At 68.8% G+C, this 16578-nt stretch carries 19 protein-coding genes; 4 read left to right on the top strand and 15 right to left on the bottom strand.

Annotated elements, in window-relative coordinates:
• The first annotated feature begins 51 nt into the window (after nt 1-51).
• Nucleotides 52-525 carry a MarR family winged helix-turn-helix transcriptional regulator gene (locus GPX89_RS03760; protein ID WP_328601477.1) on the top strand — a complete coding sequence of 158 codons (474 nt, stop codon included), beginning with the start codon at nt 52-54 and terminating at the stop codon, nt 523-525.
• A gap of 24 nt (nt 526-549) precedes the next feature.
• Here GPX89_RS03760 and GPX89_RS03755 read toward each other — a convergent pair whose 3' ends face one another.
• A complete protein-coding gene (locus GPX89_RS03755) occupies nt 550-984 on the bottom strand; it encodes a MarR family winged helix-turn-helix transcriptional regulator (RefSeq protein ID WP_157386999.1) in 435 nt (144 codons plus the stop codon).
• A gap of 123 nt (nt 985-1107) precedes the next feature.
• On the opposite strand from GPX89_RS03755, the gene GPX89_RS03750 reads away from it, so the two are divergent.
• Nucleotides 1108-2112: an SMP-30/gluconolactonase/LRE family protein gene (locus GPX89_RS03750; RefSeq protein WP_157355102.1), complete on the top strand. Its 1005-nt coding sequence runs from the start codon at nt 1108-1110 to the stop codon at nt 2110-2112.
• Nucleotides 2113-2123: 11 nt separating this feature from the next.
• On the top strand, nt 2124-2522 hold the full coding sequence (locus tag GPX89_RS03745; protein ID WP_157355099.1) for a PPOX class F420-dependent oxidoreductase: 399 nt from the start codon (nt 2124-2126) through the stop codon (nt 2520-2522).
• A gap of 10 nt (nt 2523-2532) precedes the next feature.
• Here the strand turns inward: GPX89_RS03745 and GPX89_RS03740 are convergent, their stop codons facing one another.
• The 4 genes from GPX89_RS03740 to GPX89_RS03720 form a co-directional block, all read right to left on the bottom strand.
• The gene (locus GPX89_RS03740; protein WP_157355094.1) at nt 2533-2811 is read right to left on the bottom strand and encodes a hypothetical protein; all 279 of its coding nucleotides are present in this window, start codon (nt 2809-2811) and stop codon (nt 2533-2535) included.
• A gap of 123 nt (nt 2812-2934) precedes the next feature.
• On the bottom strand, nt 2935-4236 hold the full coding sequence (locus GPX89_RS44280) for a class I SAM-dependent methyltransferase (protein ID WP_328601476.1): 1302 nt from the start codon (nt 4234-4236) through the stop codon (nt 2935-2937).
• Between the two features lie 18 nt (nt 4237-4254).
• A complete protein-coding gene (locus GPX89_RS03725; protein ID WP_157355091.1) occupies nt 4255-5232 on the bottom strand; it encodes a class I SAM-dependent methyltransferase in 978 nt (325 codons plus the stop codon).
• Between the two features lie 47 nt (nt 5233-5279).
• Nucleotides 5280-6047, bottom strand: a complete 768-nt coding sequence (locus tag GPX89_RS03720; protein ID WP_328601475.1) for an enoyl-CoA hydratase-related protein — start codon at nt 6045-6047, stop codon at nt 5280-5282.
• A gap of 76 nt (nt 6048-6123) precedes the next feature.
• Here GPX89_RS03720 and GPX89_RS03715 point away from each other — a divergent pair, with 76 nt between their 5' ends.
• The gene (locus GPX89_RS03715; protein WP_157355088.1) at nt 6124-6276 is read left to right on the top strand and encodes a hypothetical protein; all 153 of its coding nucleotides are present in this window, start codon (nt 6124-6126) and stop codon (nt 6274-6276) included.
• Nucleotides 6277-6280: 4 nt separating this feature from the next.
• Here the strand turns inward: GPX89_RS03715 and GPX89_RS03710 are convergent, their stop codons facing one another.
• From GPX89_RS03710 to ctaD, 10 genes are all read right to left on the bottom strand, one after another.
• Nucleotides 6281-7054: an NUDIX hydrolase gene (locus GPX89_RS03710; protein WP_235946833.1), complete on the bottom strand. Its 774-nt coding sequence runs from the start codon at nt 7052-7054 to the stop codon at nt 6281-6283.
• Between the two features lie 127 nt (nt 7055-7181).
• Nucleotides 7182-7628 (bottom strand): MoaF-related domain-containing protein, encoded by a 447-nt coding sequence (locus tag GPX89_RS45310; protein WP_157355082.1) that lies wholly within the window; start codon nt 7626-7628, stop codon nt 7182-7184.
• A 194-nt stretch (nt 7629-7822) separates the two neighbouring features.
• Nucleotides 7823-8674, bottom strand: a complete 852-nt coding sequence (locus GPX89_RS03700) for an ABC transporter ATP-binding protein (RefSeq protein ID WP_157355079.1) — start codon at nt 8672-8674, stop codon at nt 7823-7825.
• A 25-nt stretch (nt 8675-8699) separates the two neighbouring features.
• On the bottom strand, nt 8700-8921 hold the full coding sequence (locus GPX89_RS03695) for a hypothetical protein (RefSeq protein WP_157355076.1): 222 nt from the start codon (nt 8919-8921) through the stop codon (nt 8700-8702).
• Between the two features lie 159 nt (nt 8922-9080).
• The gene (locus GPX89_RS03690) at nt 9081-9824 is read right to left on the bottom strand and encodes a peptidyl-tRNA hydrolase (RefSeq protein ID WP_235946651.1); all 744 of its coding nucleotides are present in this window, start codon (nt 9822-9824) and stop codon (nt 9081-9083) included.
• A gap of 19 nt (nt 9825-9843) precedes the next feature.
• Nucleotides 9844-10317, bottom strand: a complete 474-nt coding sequence (locus tag GPX89_RS03685) for a protease inhibitor I42 family protein (protein ID WP_157355073.1) — start codon at nt 10315-10317, stop codon at nt 9844-9846.
• A gap of 73 nt (nt 10318-10390) precedes the next feature.
• Nucleotides 10391-11614, bottom strand: a complete 1224-nt coding sequence (gene serB, locus GPX89_RS03680; RefSeq protein WP_157355070.1) for a phosphoserine phosphatase SerB — start codon at nt 11612-11614, stop codon at nt 10391-10393.
• A 203-nt stretch (nt 11615-11817) separates the two neighbouring features.
• A complete protein-coding gene (locus GPX89_RS03675; protein ID WP_235946649.1) occupies nt 11818-12759 on the bottom strand; it encodes an NAD(P)H-dependent flavin oxidoreductase in 942 nt (313 codons plus the stop codon).
• A gap of 36 nt (nt 12760-12795) precedes the next feature.
• Nucleotides 12796-14649 (bottom strand): chloride channel protein, encoded by a 1854-nt coding sequence (locus GPX89_RS03670; RefSeq protein ID WP_198347248.1) that lies wholly within the window; start codon nt 14647-14649, stop codon nt 12796-12798.
• A gap of 135 nt (nt 14650-14784) precedes the next feature.
• Nucleotides 14785-16521 carry an aa3-type cytochrome oxidase subunit I gene (ctaD, locus tag GPX89_RS03665; RefSeq protein ID WP_328601474.1) on the bottom strand — a complete coding sequence of 579 codons (1737 nt, stop codon included), beginning with the start codon at nt 16519-16521 and terminating at the stop codon, nt 14785-14787.
• Nucleotides 16522-16578: the final 57 nt, after the last annotated feature.

The following is a 16578-nucleotide window of genomic DNA, read 5'->3' as shown; positions in this document are numbered from 1 at the left end:
TGTAAAATTACATCTATATGTATTTTAGCAAGTAATTGTACGATGACAAGCGTGAAGGACAACGACCCCGCGATCGTCGCCATCGAGCGGGCGATGGTGGCCATTCGCCGCAGCCAAACCCGCCGTGCGCTCAACAAGTTCGCGGCGCGAGCGGGGGGCCCGGCCGTCGATCCGACGATCTTCGGCGTCCTCGACGCGGTGGAGTCCCGCGATGACGAGGCGACCGTCTCCGATATCGCCACCGCCCTCGGCACGGATCAGCCGCGCGCCAGCCGCCTGGTGGCCCGCGCCGTCGCCGAAGGACTACTGGAACGCCGCGCCGACCAGACCGACGCGAGGCGCATCCACTTGGCCTTGACTCCGACCGCCCGCACCGCACTCGATCGCGCGCACGCCAATCGTCAGGCCGTCTTCGCCCGCGCGACCGCCGGCTGGCCCGATCGCGAACGCGCCGAATTCGCCCGGCTGCTCACCAGATTCGTCACCGACTTCGAAACCGTCAGCACCGGAAGGGATTCCGAATAGCCGGTATCGACCGAGCCCGGCAGCTCACTCCGGGCGCACCGACTCCAGTACGGCAGCGGCCCGTTCCAGCATGTCCATGAGCGCTTTCCGCTCGGCCTCGGTGAATTCCGCCGCCAGCGCCCGCTCCACCGGTACCGCCCGCCTGTCGGCAGCGTGCATGACCTTGCGCCCCTCGGCGGTGAGCCGGGTCTCGAGCACGTTGCGGTGCAGGGCATGCGGGGTGCGCTCGATGAGGCCGCGCTCGCGCAGATTGGTGAGCACGGTGTTCATGGTGGGCGGGGTGACGCCGCAGCGGCGGGCCAGTTCCGCGGCCGAGATGCCCGGGGTCTCGCTGAGCACGTAGAGCGCCGCGTACTGCGGGATGGTCACACCCGCGGGCTTGAGGGCGGCGTTCTTCGCACCCATGAGCGCCTGTTCGGCGCGTTTGATGAAGGTCCCGAGGCGCTCTTCGACCGGCATCGACGTCACCCGAGCATGATAGCCCATCGGAACATTCGAATCTTGACGAGCATTAGAACTCTAATCTATCTTCGCTCTCACACTCTGCTGTCATCTCTACCGACCCGGTTCGAAAGGCACGACATGCCCCACCCGATTCGCCGCTGGGCCGCACCCGCGGCGTCGGTCCTCCTGCTCGCCCTCGCGGCGTGCGGCAATGGCGACGCGACGACCCCGAGCCCGGCCGCCGACCACATCACCACGGCCTACGAACTCCCCGATGGGGCATACCCGGAGAGCCTCACGGCCGATCCGCGCACCGGCGACGTGTACGCGAGCTCGTTCCTGACCGGAGCCGTCTACCGGGCCACCCCGGGCAACCCGAAGGCCGAGACCTTCCTGCCCGCGGGCACGGACGGGCGCACCACGGCCAACGGCGTGAAGGTGGACGCCGCCGGGCGGCTCTGGGTGATCGACCACACGACGGGAGTCGCGTTGTACGACACCGGAACTCGCGCGCTGCTGGCCCGATTCGAGCAGCCCGCCGCGGACAAGCCGTTCCTCAACGATCTGGTCATCACCCCGGACGGCAGCGTGTATCTCACCGACAGCGGGCGGCCGGTGGTCTACCGCATCGCACCGGAGCAGATCGCGGACGCGCTCGCACACGGCGGGCACGGCGGCGAACTCCGCGTTTTCGCCGACCTCGGTGCGGCGAAAGACCCTGCCGCACAACAGCCCATGGTGCTCAACGGCCTGGCCGCCGATGACGCGGGGCGGTTCCTGATCGTCGTCGACATGACCAATGGCGAGCTGTACCGGGTCTCGACCGTCGCGCAGGCCGCCATCCGCCGCGTCACCGTGACCGGCGACGGCAATGCGCTGAACGGCGACGGGCTGGAGTTGCACGGTGACACCCTGTGGGTGGTGCACAACAAGGACAACGCCGTCAGCCGCTGGCAGCTCGGCGAGGACGGGACGAAAGCCGAACTGCGGCACCGCGTCACCGACCCCGCCCTCGACATCCCCACCTCGATCGTGCACACCGGCGGCCACGCCTTGGTCACGGTCTCCCAGTTCGACAAGAACGGCCCCTACGGCGCGGGTACGCCCGCCCCCTTCCGCATCGTCGAGATCACCCAACTCTGAAGGAGCACACCATGACCCACCCGATCATCCCCGACAAGTACGCCGACCTGCTCACCCGCCCGCTGTTCGCCCACATGGCGACGCTGAACCCCGACGGCACCCCGCAGGTGACCCCGATCTGGCAGATCTGGGACGGGGAATTCCTGCGGTTCACCACGACCACGACACGGGCCAAGCACCGCAACACTGCTCGCGACCCGCACGTGGCGGTGAGCATCAACGACCCGGAAGCCCCGTACCGCTACCTCGAGGTGCGCGGGGTCATAGAACGCATCGACGCCGACCCCGAGGGCGAGTTCTTCGACGTCCTCGCCCAGCGCTACGGACTCTCCTATCAGAAGCCGGTCGGCGACCACCCGGACCGCGTCGTCCTCGTCATGCGCCCGACCCACGCCACCTATCAGGGCTGAGTCGGCACGATCAGAACATCGCGCCGTTGGCTCGGATGGTCTGGCCCGACACCCAGCCGGCCTCGTCGCCGACCAACCAGGCGACCACGGGCGCGATGTCGGAGGGCAGCCCGAGGCGGCCGTGCGGGTTGCGCGGGGCCGCGGCCGCAATGGATTCGGGGGTTCCGCGCCACGGAAGAAGTCGTCGTCGGTCGGGCCGGGGGTGACCGCGTTGACGGTAATGCCGCGCGCGCCCAGTTCCTTGGCCGCGGCGATCACCATGCGGACCGCCTTGGAGGCTGTCGGCCAAGTGGCGGGCGGTGGCGCGCAGGGTGTTTGAACGCGTGCGGGTATCGCGCCCGATGAGCGATCGAAGTCGTGGTCGGTGGTGTCGGCGATCGGCTTCTCGATGGCCCGGCCAGGACCGATTGTGTCAACGGGGAGCGGCGGATGCCACCGGCGTCGCGCAGACGAAGACGGTCGCGGTTCGGCCGATGCGGGTGACGACCAGCGTATGCGGTTGGGAGCCACGCGGTTTGAGGCGATTGCGCAGGGCGTCCGGGTCGATGTCGACGCCGCGGGCCAGGATCTCGAGGGGACCGCAGTCGCGGCGGTGGAGTTCGGCGCGCAGCGGCTTCTCGCGGAACTCCATGCGGTCGAGGATGCGGAAGCCGCGCACGCCCTCCGGCACCTGGTCGCCGGTGAGGTAGGCGATGCGGGGATCCAGTTGCCACAGGCCGTGTTTCGCCGCGTAGTGGCGGACCAGACCGGCGCGGACCACTGCGCCGTCGGGGTCGATGATCCACTCCCCCGGCTCGCGCTCGGGGATGTCGTCGGGTTCGGCGTCGGTCAGGGTCCACGGGTCGGCGCTCGAGGACAGCACCGTGGCCCGGCGCGTGACGTCCGGCTCGGTGAGGCCCGGTGACCACAGGCAGGCTTCACGCACCGCGCCGTCGAGGGAGACGACTTCGACCTCGCCCGCCCAGGCGAGCTTGTCGAAATCCAGTCCGGGAGCGCACTTTACGGCCAGATCGCGACCGGAGTAGGCCGCGAGCAGGTCCGGCAGCGGGGGCTGGAGTTTGGCCGGGTCATGGGTGCGGCGGCCATCCGCGCGGCGGGCCGGGTCGGCAATCACCACCTCCGCGGTGCTGCACGGCACAAGGGCATCCGCTTTGGCCAGCAGCACCTTTCGGGGCGTATCCGCCACAGCACCCGTTATCCCGGCCTGCTTTTGGCCGGGATCCATTCCCGCCGTGTGGATTCCGGCCGAAGGCGCGCCGGAAGGACGGAGAGAGTCCTCGGGATGGGCGGTGAGCCCGAGATTGTTGGCAGCCATCGCGAGGCGGACGTCGTCGAGGTCGCTGCCGATGACCGCGGGACAAACGCGTGCCAGTTCGGCAAGCTCCGCGCCGATCGAGCACGTCACGTCGTGAACCGTACGGCCCGCCAGGCGCCGTGCTCGGTGCCGAGCGACAGCCGAGGGGGTCGCCTGCTGCAGGGCGTCGTCGGTGAACAGCCAGTCCCCCGCGCCGTCGAGCTTGACCGTCGCGCGGCGGCGCAGGCGGACCGTTTCCACCAGTCCCGGCGCACGGTCACCGTGCGACTTGCGCACTCGCTCCAGGTCTTTCAGGAGCGAGGCGGGGGTGAGCGCGACATCGCCCACCTCGGCCAGGGCGGCCGCGCCGGCCGGACTGGTGAGGTAGGCGATGTCGTCGCGAGTGAAGGCGTAGCCCACGGGTTTTCGCGGACCGGCCTACTTGGCGGAAGCGCCGGGCTTCACACCGGTGATCATGGCGTTGTAGAAGAACTGCCGCGGCACCACGTGGCGCAGCACCTTCTCGTCGAGGGCCGAGAACGCCAGCCACGCCTTGTACTGGGCCATGCGGTAGCGCCAGGTCAGCTTCTCCTCGGGGACCGCGGCCTCGAAGGTGCGGACCGGCCAGCCCCACAGGGCGGCGGCGAATTCCTCGGTCTTGGCCAGCACGTCGACCGCGCCGGCGCTGGTGGCCATGCGCTCGAGGTCGGCCGGGTCGAAGGTGTGCAGGTCCACCACGGCCTCGAGGGCGGCGGCCCGGGAGGACTCGTCGAGCTCGGACTGCGGGCGACGCCAGTCGCTCAGGAACGGCAGCTTGGTGACGTTGGTGGTGATCTTCCAGGTGATCTGGCCGAGCTTGCGCGCGTAGAGGTTGCCGATGGTGGTCGGCTCACCGGCGAACACGAAGCGGCCGCCCGGCTTCAGCACGCGCAGGCACTCCTTGAGCGCCAGCTCCACATCCGGGATGTGGTGCAGCACGGCGTGGCCGACGACCAGGTCGAAGGTGTCGTCCTCGTACGGGATGGTCTCGGCGTCGGCGACGCGGCCGTCGACGTCCAGGCCCAGGTTCTGGCCGTTGCGGGTGGCGACCTTGACCATGCCCGGGGACAGGTCGGTGACCGAGCCGCGCTTCGCGACTCCGGCCTGCATCAGGTTCAGCAGGAAGAAGCCGGTGCCACAGCCCAGTTCGAGGGCCCGCTCGTAGGGCACCTCGTCAGCGGGGGCGACGGCGTCGAAACGACCGCGCGCGTACTCGATGCAGCGCTCGTCGTAGGAGATCGACCACTTGTCGTCGTAGGTCTCGGCTTCCCAGTCGTGGTACAGGACCTGGGCCAGCTTGTTGTCGCTATACGCGGCCTGGACCTCCGCCTCGGTGGCGTGCGGGTTCGGCGCGGGGTCTTCAGGACCAACTGTCATGCAGGGCAGCCTAATGAATACCCCGGTGAACGGTGTTATCGGGCCGCTTAACGGCCGGTGAACCGGGCCATATCCGGACCGTCGACCAAATAGGAACGTGTTCCAACCTGCTGATCCTCGGTGCCGAACAGCTCGGCCCACTCGCGGCGCGCGCGATCGTGGCCGTGCGTGCCCGCCTCGAACACCCGCTTGGCCGCCGCCAGCGCGAGGCGCGGTCCGCCGGTGAACTGCTTCGCCCACCGCAGGGCGGCGGCGAACACATCGTCGGGGGCGACGACCTCGTCGACCAGACCGAGGGCCGCGGCCTCCTTCGGGTCCACGAAACGGCCGCTGTAGACCAGATCCTTGGCATGCGACGGGCCGATGAGCAGGCCCAGGCGGCGGATGCCCGCCAACGGGATCAGACCGGCCTTGATCTGCGGCAGGCCCAGTTTCACGTTGTCGCCGATGATGCGGCGGTCGGCGGCCAGGGCCAGTTCGAGGCCCGCGCCGAGGGCGTATCCGCTGATGGCGGCCACGGTCGGCTGCGGCAGCCGGGCCAGGCTGTTCAGCGCCGACTGGAAGTCCGCGACCATCGCTTCCGCCTGCGCGGGCGTGAGCTGCGCCAGCTCGGCCATTTCGTCACCCGCCGAAAAGACCCGCTCGTCGCCGTAGACCACGACCGCCGCGATCCCCGCGTCCGCCGCGATCTCGTCGGCGGCGGCGGCGACCTCGAGCGCCACCTGGAGATCGATCAGATTCATCGGCGGGCGGGCGATGCGCACGACGGCGACACCCTCCGCCACACCCCGGTCCACGGTCACGAATTCGGCCACAGCCGATCACCCTAGCCCGGGCGCCGGATACGGTGTCCCTCCGCCCGTGCGGGCGTGCTCGATCGTGGAGTTCTCAATGCGTGAAATGTGGTGTCCCACCTGCGACCTGACCCTTCCGGCCCCCGGAAGCAGGTGTCCGTCCTGTGCGACGGTGCAGGAGAAACCGGCGTCCTATTGGATCCGGGTGTTCCTGGTGGCGCTGTGGGCGGCGGGCACACCGCAGTACTGATGAACTACTCGGGCCGCTGTGAACCCCGGATGCGCGAGTTGTCCGGCAGCTCGGCGAAGTAGCGGTCGGCGTGCGGGAAGGCCAGGGCCGGACCGCCGCCCGACGGGTCGTACACCGGCATGATCGGTTCGATGGTCCGCTCGGCCGCGAGAATCTCGGCGGTGGAGGCGAATTCGTTCAGCGCGGTGAGCTGGGTCCAGGTCGGCGGCAGCAGCACGTCCAGGCCCTCGCGCCAACGGTCGATGGCCTCGACGGGGGTGCACCAGATGACGACCTCGGCCTCGGAGGTCGCGCCGTCCGCGAGCTGGCCCTCCGGCAGCACCGCGACGAAGAACCGGGTGTCGTAGCGGCGCGGCTCGATCACCGGCGTGATCCAGTTGTCCCAGGGCCGCAGCAGATCCGCCCGCAGCACCAGGTTCTCGCGGGTGAGGAATTCGGCGAAGGACAGTTCCCGCCGTTCCAGCTGCCCGCGGGCCTCGGCGTAGATCGAGGTGTCGCCGACGACGCTGTCCGCGGTCGGACCCGCCAGCAGCACCCCGCACTCCTCGAACAGCTCGCGCACCGCCGCGCACACCAGCGCCTGCGCCCGGCCCGCGTCCGTGCCGAATCGCTCGCCCCACCAGGCCGGTTCGGGTCCGGCCCAGTCCAGGGCGATGGACGCGTCCGACGGGTCGACGCCGCCGCCCGGGAAGACGGTCATGCCGGCCGCGAAGGCCATGCCGCCGACTCGACGCTGCAGGAACACCTCGGGCCCGCGCGCACCGTCGCGCACCAGCATCACCGTGGAAGCGTCCTTGATGGGCCGCGCGGCGGGCTGGGAGTCGGGCTGGGCAATTGCTTCGCTCACATTTCGCACCATAACCGTTGCCCCGGCTAAGCGATATAACTCACCGGGGTTTCGCCGGTCAGTCCGTCAAATGGACTGATCCGAGGCGGGTTTCGATGACCGCCTGACCGGAGGCGTCGCGGCGGGTCCAGGTGCCCTCGACCTTGCCGGTGCGGTAGTCCTGCACCTGGCTGATCACCGCGCCGCTGTCGTCGGTCCAGGTAACCAGGAAGATGCCCGCCTCCACGGACTCGACCGCGACCGGGGTGGTGGTCCGGCGGCCGGTGTCCGCGGCGGTGTAGGTGACGGTGCGCCCGTCGGCGGAGAACATGATCGTCCCACCCGAGCCGCTCTCATAGCTGAGCTGCACCGTCTTGCCGTTCAGGTCCGCGGGGACCGCCGCCTTGCCGAGGGTCTCCGCGGCGTGGGAGTTCGAAACCTTCTGTGCGGCCGGAGGATCGGCCACACATCCGGACGCGGCGAGGGCGACCGCGAGTATCCCGATCGCACCGATGCTCCGGCCCACGCCTGCTCCCTCCGTACCCGGCATTTGCGGACAGTTTGCCCGCCGGTGGCAACAGACGCAATCGCAGCGCGCCGCGATTCGCGACGTGACAACTGATCTCGCTGCGAGGGGGGTATCTCATCGGGTAGCCCCGAAATCGTTGGGTACCCAACCGCGGTACGGGTGCGGGACCGGCTACGGCAATCTGCCGCCCGCTAGAGACGCGGAGAGGCGGGTCCGCTGCGGTGGCGGCCGAAGCGCTGGCTGCGGCGGGCGAAGTAGCGGCCGTCGATACGGTCCAGCTGAATCGATTGACGGAAGGCCTCACTCAGGTTCTCCGAGGTCAGCACATCCGAGAGCAGGCCCTGCGCGACCACGCTCCCTTCGTTGAGGAGCATGGCGTGGGTGAAGCCCGGCGGGATCTCCTCGACGTGGTGGGTGACCAGGACGGTGGCGGGGGCGTCGGGATCGGCGGCCAGATCGCCGAGGCGTTCCACCAGTTCCTCGCGGCCGCCCAGATCCAGGCCCGCGGCGGGTTCGTCGAGCAGCAGCAGTTCGGGGTCGGTCATGAGCGCGCGGGCGATGAGCACTCGCTTGCGTTCGCCCTCCGAGAGGGTCCCGTAGGTGCGATCGGAAAGGTGTTCCGCGCCCAGGCTTTCCAGAATGTCGACCGCACGGTCTGTATCCATGTCGTCGTAGCGCTCGCGCCAGCGGCCCATCACCGCGTATCCGGCGGACACCACCAGGTCGGCGACCTTCTCGTCGAGCGGCACCCGGCTGGCGATGGCCGCCGAGGAGATTCCGATGCGCGGGCGTAGCTCGTTGATGTCGGTGCGACCGAGGGTCTCGCCGAGCAGGTTGGCGACACCGGAGGTCGGGTGCATCTCGGCGGCGGCCATCCGCAGCAGGGAGGTCTTCCCGGCTCCGTTGGGGCCGAGCACCACCCAGCGTTCGTCCAATTCCACCTGCCAGGTGACCGGACCGACCAAGGTATGTCCGGAACGTCGGACGGTGACGTCGCTGAAATCGATGAGCAGATCGGGATCCGGTTGCGGCACGGGGTCCATCTTGGACCACTGCCCCGGACGACCGTCAACGCGGTGGGAAAACTCTGTGCGTGTCATCCTCCGATGAGCGCGGCCGGTAGGCGATTTCGTTTGCGCGAGTGTCGAATTCCGACAGCTCGCGTTCGAGTCCCAGCATTTCCCGGTCCCGCGCGGCCGCGCCGCCGGCCCGGAACATGCGTGCCAGGATCAGTGCCACTGGGACCGAGAGCACCGTCCACACGATGAGAACAACCAACAGTGTTGTCATGTCGTGGTTTCCTTCCGCGGAAACTCGTGAATCGATCCTTACCCACCCGGTCTGTTAAGTCGATACGCGCTACCCATATAGGTCAGCGCACCCACTATTCGGTTTCGCTATTGCGACACCCGGCCGGGTCTGTTCAACCGACTGTGTCTCCTCAACTGATCAGGGCACCGCGATCACCGTCGTCGATCCCGGAGCCACCTCGGTGAACCCGGCATCGCGCACCGCCACCGCGCTGCCCTCCGCCACGTGCCGCTGCAATTCCGCCCAGCGGCCCGGATCGGCCTCCGCAACGGTGCACCGGAACCCTTGCGCGGCCCAGGCATACGCCCGCCGCACCGGCAGCGCACCCGCCAGCAACATGCTCGCGTGCCCTACCTGTGCCGCGGCCTTACCTACAGTCATACCCAATTCCGCATTCACCCACAGCACGGGAGATTCCGGATCGATTGCGATCGGTTCGTCCAGGGGAAGTTCGGTGCCGCTGATCTGCAGGCGTTTGATGCGCGCGTCCACCTCGCCGACCGGGCCCGGCACGAAGGCCCGCGCCTGCGCGCCCGCGAATTCGACTGTGACACCGTCGACTTCCTGCGCGGCCAGCCACTGCGCGCCGCGCGCCCGCCGCGCCACCTTGCGGATGCGGGAGCGTTTCCAGGCGAGATAGCGCTGCTCCCATTCCCCCTCGGGGCCGACCCGCTCGTCAAGACACAGTGCCACCACCGACGACGCGGCGGCCGCGAGCAGCGCGCTGCGGGCGGGCGGATCGTTCTTCGGAATGTGCAGCACCATCTGCATCGCTTGCACGAGAGCCGGATCGGCGGGATCACCTCCGCCGCCGTAACCGCGGGCCAGCTCGGCGTGCCTGGCCACGAAACCGGCATCGATGGTGGATCCGACGCTCGACAAAACCACTCCTACACGCTGACTAGCGAACCGTCAGGTTCACGGTGAATCGCTTGGCGGGCTCGATGCCCTGTTCCCATGCCCGTTTGTATTCGAGGCTCAACTTGGTCGAGCCGGGCGCGGCGGCCACGAAATTCAGGACCGACTTACCACCCACGCCGACCATGCCGTTCGGGTTCGGATCCTGCTGGTATTCGGGGGAACCGTTCTGTTTCACCACGTTCTGGTCCAGCTCGCCGACCACCCAGGCGTATCCGGTGGTCGGGTTGGCCTCGAGGGTGACGATCAGGCCCTGGCCGACGGCGAGGGAAACGTCCTTGCCGTCAGAATCCGCCCCGATTTTGACAGCCTCGTGCTCGGTCGGAGTGGCCTGCACCGCGGTGGTGATCGCGACGCTGGTGGCCGAGACCGGCTTCGACTCGTTCGGATTCGAGTTGCCGCAGCCCGCCACCGCCAGGCCCGCCATCACCAACACCAGTGGCATTCGCACGCGCACGGATTCTCCTTCGGATCGTGGCCGACTGTATCCATCAAGGACGAGTTCGATCACGGTACCGAGCGTGAACCCGCTACTGCCCCAGCGGCACGCGCCGGATGCCGCCGTCGCGAGCATCGGCGGCCTCGACCTCGTCGCGGGTGACGCCGAGGATGAACAGCACCGCGTCCAGGAACGGGTGCGAGAGCGCGGCATCGGCGACCTCGCGCAGCGCGGGCTTGGCGTTGAAGGCGATGCCCAGGCCCGCCGCGTTGAGCATGTCGATGTCGTTCGCGCCGTCGCCGACCGCGACGGTCTGCTCCATGGCGACACCGGTCTCGGCCGCGAACCGGCGCAGCGCAACGGCTTTGGCGGCCCGATCCACGATCTCGCCCGTGACCGCGCCGGTCAGCTTGCCGTCGCGGATCTCGAGCGTGTTGGCCTGCACGAAGTCGAGTTCCAGCTCGTGGGCCAGGGGTTCGATGACCTGACGGAAGCCGCCGGAGACGACGCCGCAGCGGAAACCCAGGCGGCGCAGGGTGCGAATGGTGGTCCGCGCGCCCGGCGTCAGCTCGATGCGCTCGGCGACCTCGTCGATGACCGAGGCGTCCAGACCCGCCAGGGTGGCGACGCGCTGGCGCAGGGATTCGGAGAAGTCGAGTTCGCCGCGCATGGCGGCCTCGGTGACCTTGCGGACCTCGTCTTCGACTCCGGCGTGGGCGGCCAGCATTTCGATGACCTCGCCCTGGATCAGGGTGGAGTCCACGTCGAAGACGATGAGGCGCTTGGCCCGTCGCGCCAGGCCCGCGCGCTCGACGGCCACGTCCACGCTCTCCTTGGCGGCGACGGCGGCCAGCGCGGTGCGCAGCTCGGTCTCGTCACCGCCCGCGGGCACGGTGATCATGAGCTCGAGACCGGTCACCGGGTAGTCGGCGATGCCGCGGATGGAGTCGATGTTGACCCGCTGCGCGGCCAGCTTGCGCGCGATGGCGCTGAAGGCGCGCGCGGTGACCGGCGAACCCAGCACCACGACCGCGTGGGTGGACAGCTTCGCGCCCGAGACCGCGCTGGCCCCGATCTCCACGTCCACGTCCATGCCGATCGACGCCATGGCGTCCTCGAGCTGATCCTGCAGCGCCTCGGGGTCGGTGGGACACGAGACCAGCACGCCCAGGGTGAGCCGACCCCGGATGACGACCTGCTCCACGTCCAGCAGGCTGACCCCGTTATTGGCCAGCGCGGCGAGGAGTACCGACGTGACGCCCGGCTTGTCGGGACCGGTGACAGTGACCAGAACCGTCGTGTCAGACGCGCTCAATCGATGACTCCTTACTCGCGATTCGCGCCGCCCATGCCTGCCGACGCGCAGCTCATTCTGTCAGGTCGGCACGGCGGGGACCGCGCCGCCCGCCGTCCGCCGTGGCGGGTATCACGCCGACGTGAGCGGTGTTCCCGAGGCGGGTCCCAGTGACGGCCCGGGCGGGGTTCCCAGCGATGGCCGTGGCGGTTCCCGGTGACAGTTCAGCTCGCCGAACACAATTCGCCCAGGATCTCGGACACCGGTCGCACGGCGGTGACCAGGCCGACGCCCTGACCCGCATCGACCGGGGCGAGGCGAGGATCGTCAGCGGCTGCCGCGGCCGACAGCTCGGCCCGCGCACGCGCGTCATCGGCGAGCTCGCGCTCGTGACCGGTCCAGCGTGCCGTGAAGTCGTTGCGCAGCACCCGGGCCGGAAACCGGTGCGGCCAGGGCAGTTCCATACCGACATCGAAGGCCCGGGTGACGATGGTGTCGGTGCCTTCGGCCGCGAGCATGGCCCGGCGGCCACCGGGCGACAGCAATGATTCCGCGCAGGCCGCCAGCGCCGTGCCGAGCCACACCCCGGAGGCTCCGGCGGCCAGCATCGCGGTCACGCCGCGCGCCGAGCCGATCCCGCCCGCTGCCAGTACCGGTCCCGGGACCGCGTCGAGGACGGCTTCCACGAGGGGCAGGGTCGCGAGCTCGGGTGCGCCGTGCCCGCCGCCCTCGAGTCCGCGGGCGACGAGCACATCGATCCCGGCGTCGTGGGCGCGCCGGGCGTCGTCCACGGTGAAAATCTGTGTCGCGGTGCGAATTCTCGCCGCCCGTGCGCGTTCGGCCCACGATAGGTCCGTCCCGAAACTGACCGAGAGCAGGGCGGGAGCGGAGGCGAGGGCGAGTTCGAGCAGCCCCGGGCGTGCGGTGGCCACCCAGTCGACCAGGCCGATGCCGATAGGTCCGGGCGCGCCCGCGGCATGGGCCAGCTCCCGCGCGAGCGCCTCGACCGACCCGGCGCTGCCCATCCCGATCATGCCCAGTCCCCCGGCCGCGGCGACCGCGGTCGCGAGCCTACCGCCCGCCACCCCGCCCATCGGCGCGTTCACGACCGGCAAGCGCAGGCCCATCGAACGCGACCAGCGGCTGGACGGTCGCGTCCGCGCCATCGGATCCTCCATCGGCCAATATCAGCACAATCCGGACTAGGCCGTCGCACCGACCTCGACTCGGGACGACCGCATCCTCGGCAGGCGCAGGAACTGCTGGGCGGCGTGTTCCTCATGGTGATCGCGGACCCGACCGGCGAGCAGCATGGTCAGGCTGACCATCCCCAGCACGACGTCCGGGTTGTCGCGGTCCACGACCGGCAGGCGGTTGATGTCGTTGGCCGCCATGGTCATCGCGGCGGCGCGCAGGGTCTCCTCCGGATGGGTGACCACGGCGGGCACGCACAGCCTGCCGAGCGGCGTATCCGATTCGTCTTCGTGCACAACCGTTTCGAGGGCGGTGCGGGTGACCACACCGAGCAGCCTGCGGTCGTCGTCGAGGATCGGGTAGAGCATCTGCCGCCGGTCCACCACCTCATCGGGATGGTGACCGGAGATCGCAGCCAACGCGCCACCGGCGGTGTCCTGCGCCGAGAAGGCGAGCACATCGTCCTGCATGACCTCGCCGACGAACAGGATCTCGAGCGGATCGACATCGTATTCGCGGGACAGGTGGTAGCCGCGGCGGGCGATCTTCTCGGTCAGGACCGACCGCTTGAGGACCAGCACCGAAACCGCGTAGGCCGTGCAGGCTCCGATGATCAACGGCAGCAGCGCGTCGAAGCGATGGGTCAACTCGACGGCGAAGACCACCCCGGTGATGGGTGAGCGCATCACACCGCCGAGCACCCCGGCCAGCGCGATCAATGCCCAGAAGCCCGGTCCCACAGCGGGAAACACGTGCGCCTCGAGTGCGCCCAGCGCCCCGCCGATCATGAACATGGGCGCGAGCACGCCGCCCGACGTGCCCGAACCCAGTGACAGCGACCAGATCAGCGTTTTCACGATCAGGATGCCGACCACCAGTCCCAGCCCGATCGACCCGTCCAGCTCGGCGCCGATCACGTCGTAGCCGACGCCCAGCGCCTGCGGCACGAAAATGCCCCCGACGCCGATGATCAGGCCGCCCAGCGCGGGCCACCACATCCAGTGCACGGGCAGCCGCGCGAAACCGTCCTCGGAGGCATAGACCAGACGCGTGGCCACGACCGCGAGCAACCCCGACGCGATGCCCGAGACCACGCACAGCGCGCAGGTGAGCGCGGTGATGTGCAGGGCGCCGACCGCCGGGAACAGCGCGCCCGAGCCGAGCAGGGCCGGGCGCAGCACCGCCGCCACCGACACCGCGGTCGCCACCGGCACGAAACTGCGTGGCCGCCATTCGAACAGCAGCAGCTCCACCGCCAGCAGCAGCGCCGCGAACGGCGTGTTGAAGGTCGCGGCCATGCCCGCGGACGCGCCGGACACCAGCAGGGCCTTGCGTTCGTCGGCGGTCAGGTGCAGGAACTGGGCCAGCAGCGAGCCGAGCGCGCCACCGGTCATGATGATCGGGCCCTCCGCGCCGAACGGTCCGCCGCTGCCGATGGACACCGCCGCCGACACCGGCTTGAGCACCGCCACCCGGGGCGCGACCTTGCTGCCGCCCAACAGAATCGCCTCGATGGTCTCGGGCATGCCGTGCCCGCGAATCTTCTCCGAGCCGTAGCGGGCCATCAACCCGACGATCAGTCCGCCGAGCACCGGCGCGCCGAGAATCAGCAGCGGATTGTGGTGTCCCGCGCCGATTCCCGTCGTGGTGGTGCTGAAGCGCTGGTACCAGACCAGATTCGTGATGATCGCGATGAGATGCGACAGCGCCCAGGCCGCACCGGCTCCGAGCGCCCCGATGGGGACGGCGAGGGCCGCGATGAACAGCATCCGCGAGGTCGCGGTGAAGTCGGCCAGATGCCCGACGTCACGCCGCGCGGAGATACTGGTTCCAGGCCGCTGCCTGTCTACTGAATCACGCACAGGACGACTGTTGCACAGTGCATGAGTTCAGCGAAAGTCCGGAGAGCGCCCGAGCACCGGATATATGAGATATCCCCCAACGCCGACGCGGCACCCATCCGAAGACGGGTGCCGCGTCGAGACTCAGGTTTCGGGCTAGCCGGAAACCTTCTCCAGCTCCTTGACGGTGTGGGACTTGGAGCCCCAGCCGACGTGGGCCTCGGCGCGCATGCGCTCGACCATGTGCGGGTAGTGCAGCTCGAACGCGGGACGCTCGGAGCGGATGCGGGGCAGCTCGTAGAAGTTGTGCCGCGGCGGCGGGCAGGAGGTCGCCCACTCCAGGGAGTTGCCGTAGCCCCACGGGTCGTCGACCGTGACGACCTCGCCGTAGCGGTAGGACTTGAAGACGTTCCAGATGAACGGCAGCATCGACGAACCCAGGATGAAGGCACCGATCGTGGAGATGGTGTTCAGGGTGGTGAAGCCGTCGCTGGGCAGGTAGTCGGCGTAGCGGCGCGGCATACCCATGTTGCCCAGCCAGTGCTGCACCAGGAACGTGGTGTGGAAGCCGACGAAGGTGGCCCAGAAGTGCCACTTGCCCAGACGCTCGTCCATCATGCGGCCGGTCATCTTCGGGAACCAGAAGTAGATGCCCGCGAAGGTGGCGAACACGATGGTGCCGAAGAGCACGTAGTGGAAGTGCGCGACCACGAAGTAGGTGTCGGACACGTGGAAGTCCAGCGGCGGCGAGGCCAGGATGACGCCCGACAGACCACCGAAGAGGAAGGTCACCAGGAAGCCGACCGACCAGAGCATCGGGGTCTCGAAGGTGAGCTGACCGCGCCACATGGTGCCGATCCAGTTGAAGAACTTCACACCGGTCGGGACCGCGATGAGGAAGGTCATGAACGAGAAGTACGGCAGCAGAACCGCACCGGTCGCGTACATGTGGTGCGCCCACACGGCGATCGAGAGGGCCGCGATACCGAGCGTCGCGTAGACCAGGGTGGTGTAACCGAAGATCGGCTTACGGCTGAAGACCGGGAAGATCTCCGACACGATGCCGAAGAACGGCAGCGCGATGATGTACACCTCGGGGTGGCCGAAGTACCAGAACAGGTGCTGGTAGAGCAGCACACCGCCGTTGGCCGGGTCGTAGATGTGGCCGCCCAGGTGGCGGTCGTAGGCCAGGCCGAACAGGGCCGCGGTCAGCAGCGGGAAGGCCAGCAGCACCAGCACCGAGGTGACGGCGATGTTCCAGGTGAAGATCGGCATCCGGAACATGGTCATACCCGGGCAGCGCAGGCAGACCACGGTGGTGAGCATGTTGACGCCACCGAGGATGGTGCCCAGACCGGAGACGGCCAGACCCAGGATCCACAGGTCCGCGCCGACGCCGGGCGAGTGCACGATGTCCGACAGGGGGGCGTAGGCGGTCCAGCCGAAGTCGGCCGCACCACCGGGGGTGATGAAGCCGGCGGTCGCCATGGTGCCGCCGAACAGGTACAGCCAGTAGCTGAAGGCGTTCAGACGCGGGAACGCGACGTCAGGGGCGCCGATCTGCAGCGGCAGGATGATGTTGGCGAAGCCGAACACGATCGCGGTCGCGTAGAACAGCAGCATGATCGTGCCGTGCATGGTGAACAGCTGGTTGAACTGCTCCGGCGAGAGGAATTGCATGCCCGGGCGGGCCAGCTCGGCGCGCATCAGCAGCGCCATGATGCCACCGACGAGGAAGAAGGACATGGCCGTCACCAGGTACATGACGCCGAGAACCTTCGGGTCGGTCGTGGTGACCATCTTGAAGATGAACGAGCCCTTCGGACCTGTCCTTTGCGGATAGGGCCGAGCCGCCTCCACAAGGCTGGCCGGCCGCGGTTCTACGGCAGTCACGAAACCTCCACAGGTATGCCATCGTTCGTACGCTGCTTCCGGCGTCCGGTTCGGCAC

Origin of the sequence: Nocardia terrae (assembly GCF_009760405.1) — a bacterium.
Classification (GTDB): Bacteria; Actinomycetota; Actinomycetes; order Mycobacteriales; family Mycobacteriaceae; genus Nocardia; species Nocardia terrae.
Note: the sequence above shows the minus strand (reverse complement) of the source record. Positions and strands in the feature narration are given on the sequence as shown.

Coding starts and splice junctions, on each gene's coding strand:
- GPX89_RS03745 (WP_157355099.1), top strand. CDS start 2,124: ATGACCCACCCGATCATCCCCGACAAGTACGCCGACCTGCTCACCCGC.
- GPX89_RS03755 (WP_157386999.1), bottom strand. CDS start 984: ATGCCGGTCGAAGAGCGCCTCGGGACCTTCATCAAACGCGCCGAACAG.
- GPX89_RS03710 (WP_235946833.1), bottom strand. CDS start 7,054: ATGCTGGTGCGCGACGGTGCGCGCGGGCCCGAGGTGTTCCTGCAGCGT.
- GPX89_RS03750 (WP_157355102.1), top strand. CDS start 1,108: ATGCCCCACCCGATTCGCCGCTGGGCCGCACCCGCGGCGTCGGTCCTC.
- GPX89_RS03695 (WP_157355076.1), bottom strand. CDS start 8,921: ATGACAACACTGTTGGTTGTTCTCATCGTGTGGACGGTGCTCTCGGTC.
- GPX89_RS03715 (WP_157355088.1), top strand. CDS start 6,124: ATGCGTGAAATGTGGTGTCCCACCTGCGACCTGACCCTTCCGGCCCCC.
- GPX89_RS03725 (WP_157355091.1), bottom strand. CDS start 5,232: ATGACAGTTGGTCCTGAAGACCCCGCGCCGAACCCGCACGCCACCGAG.
- GPX89_RS03700 (WP_157355079.1), bottom strand. CDS start 8,674: ATGGACCCCGTGCCGCAACCGGATCCCGATCTGCTCATCGATTTCAGC.
- GPX89_RS03675 (WP_235946649.1), bottom strand. CDS start 12,759: ATGGCGCGGACGCGACCGTCCAGCCGCTGGTCGCGTTCGATGGGCCTG.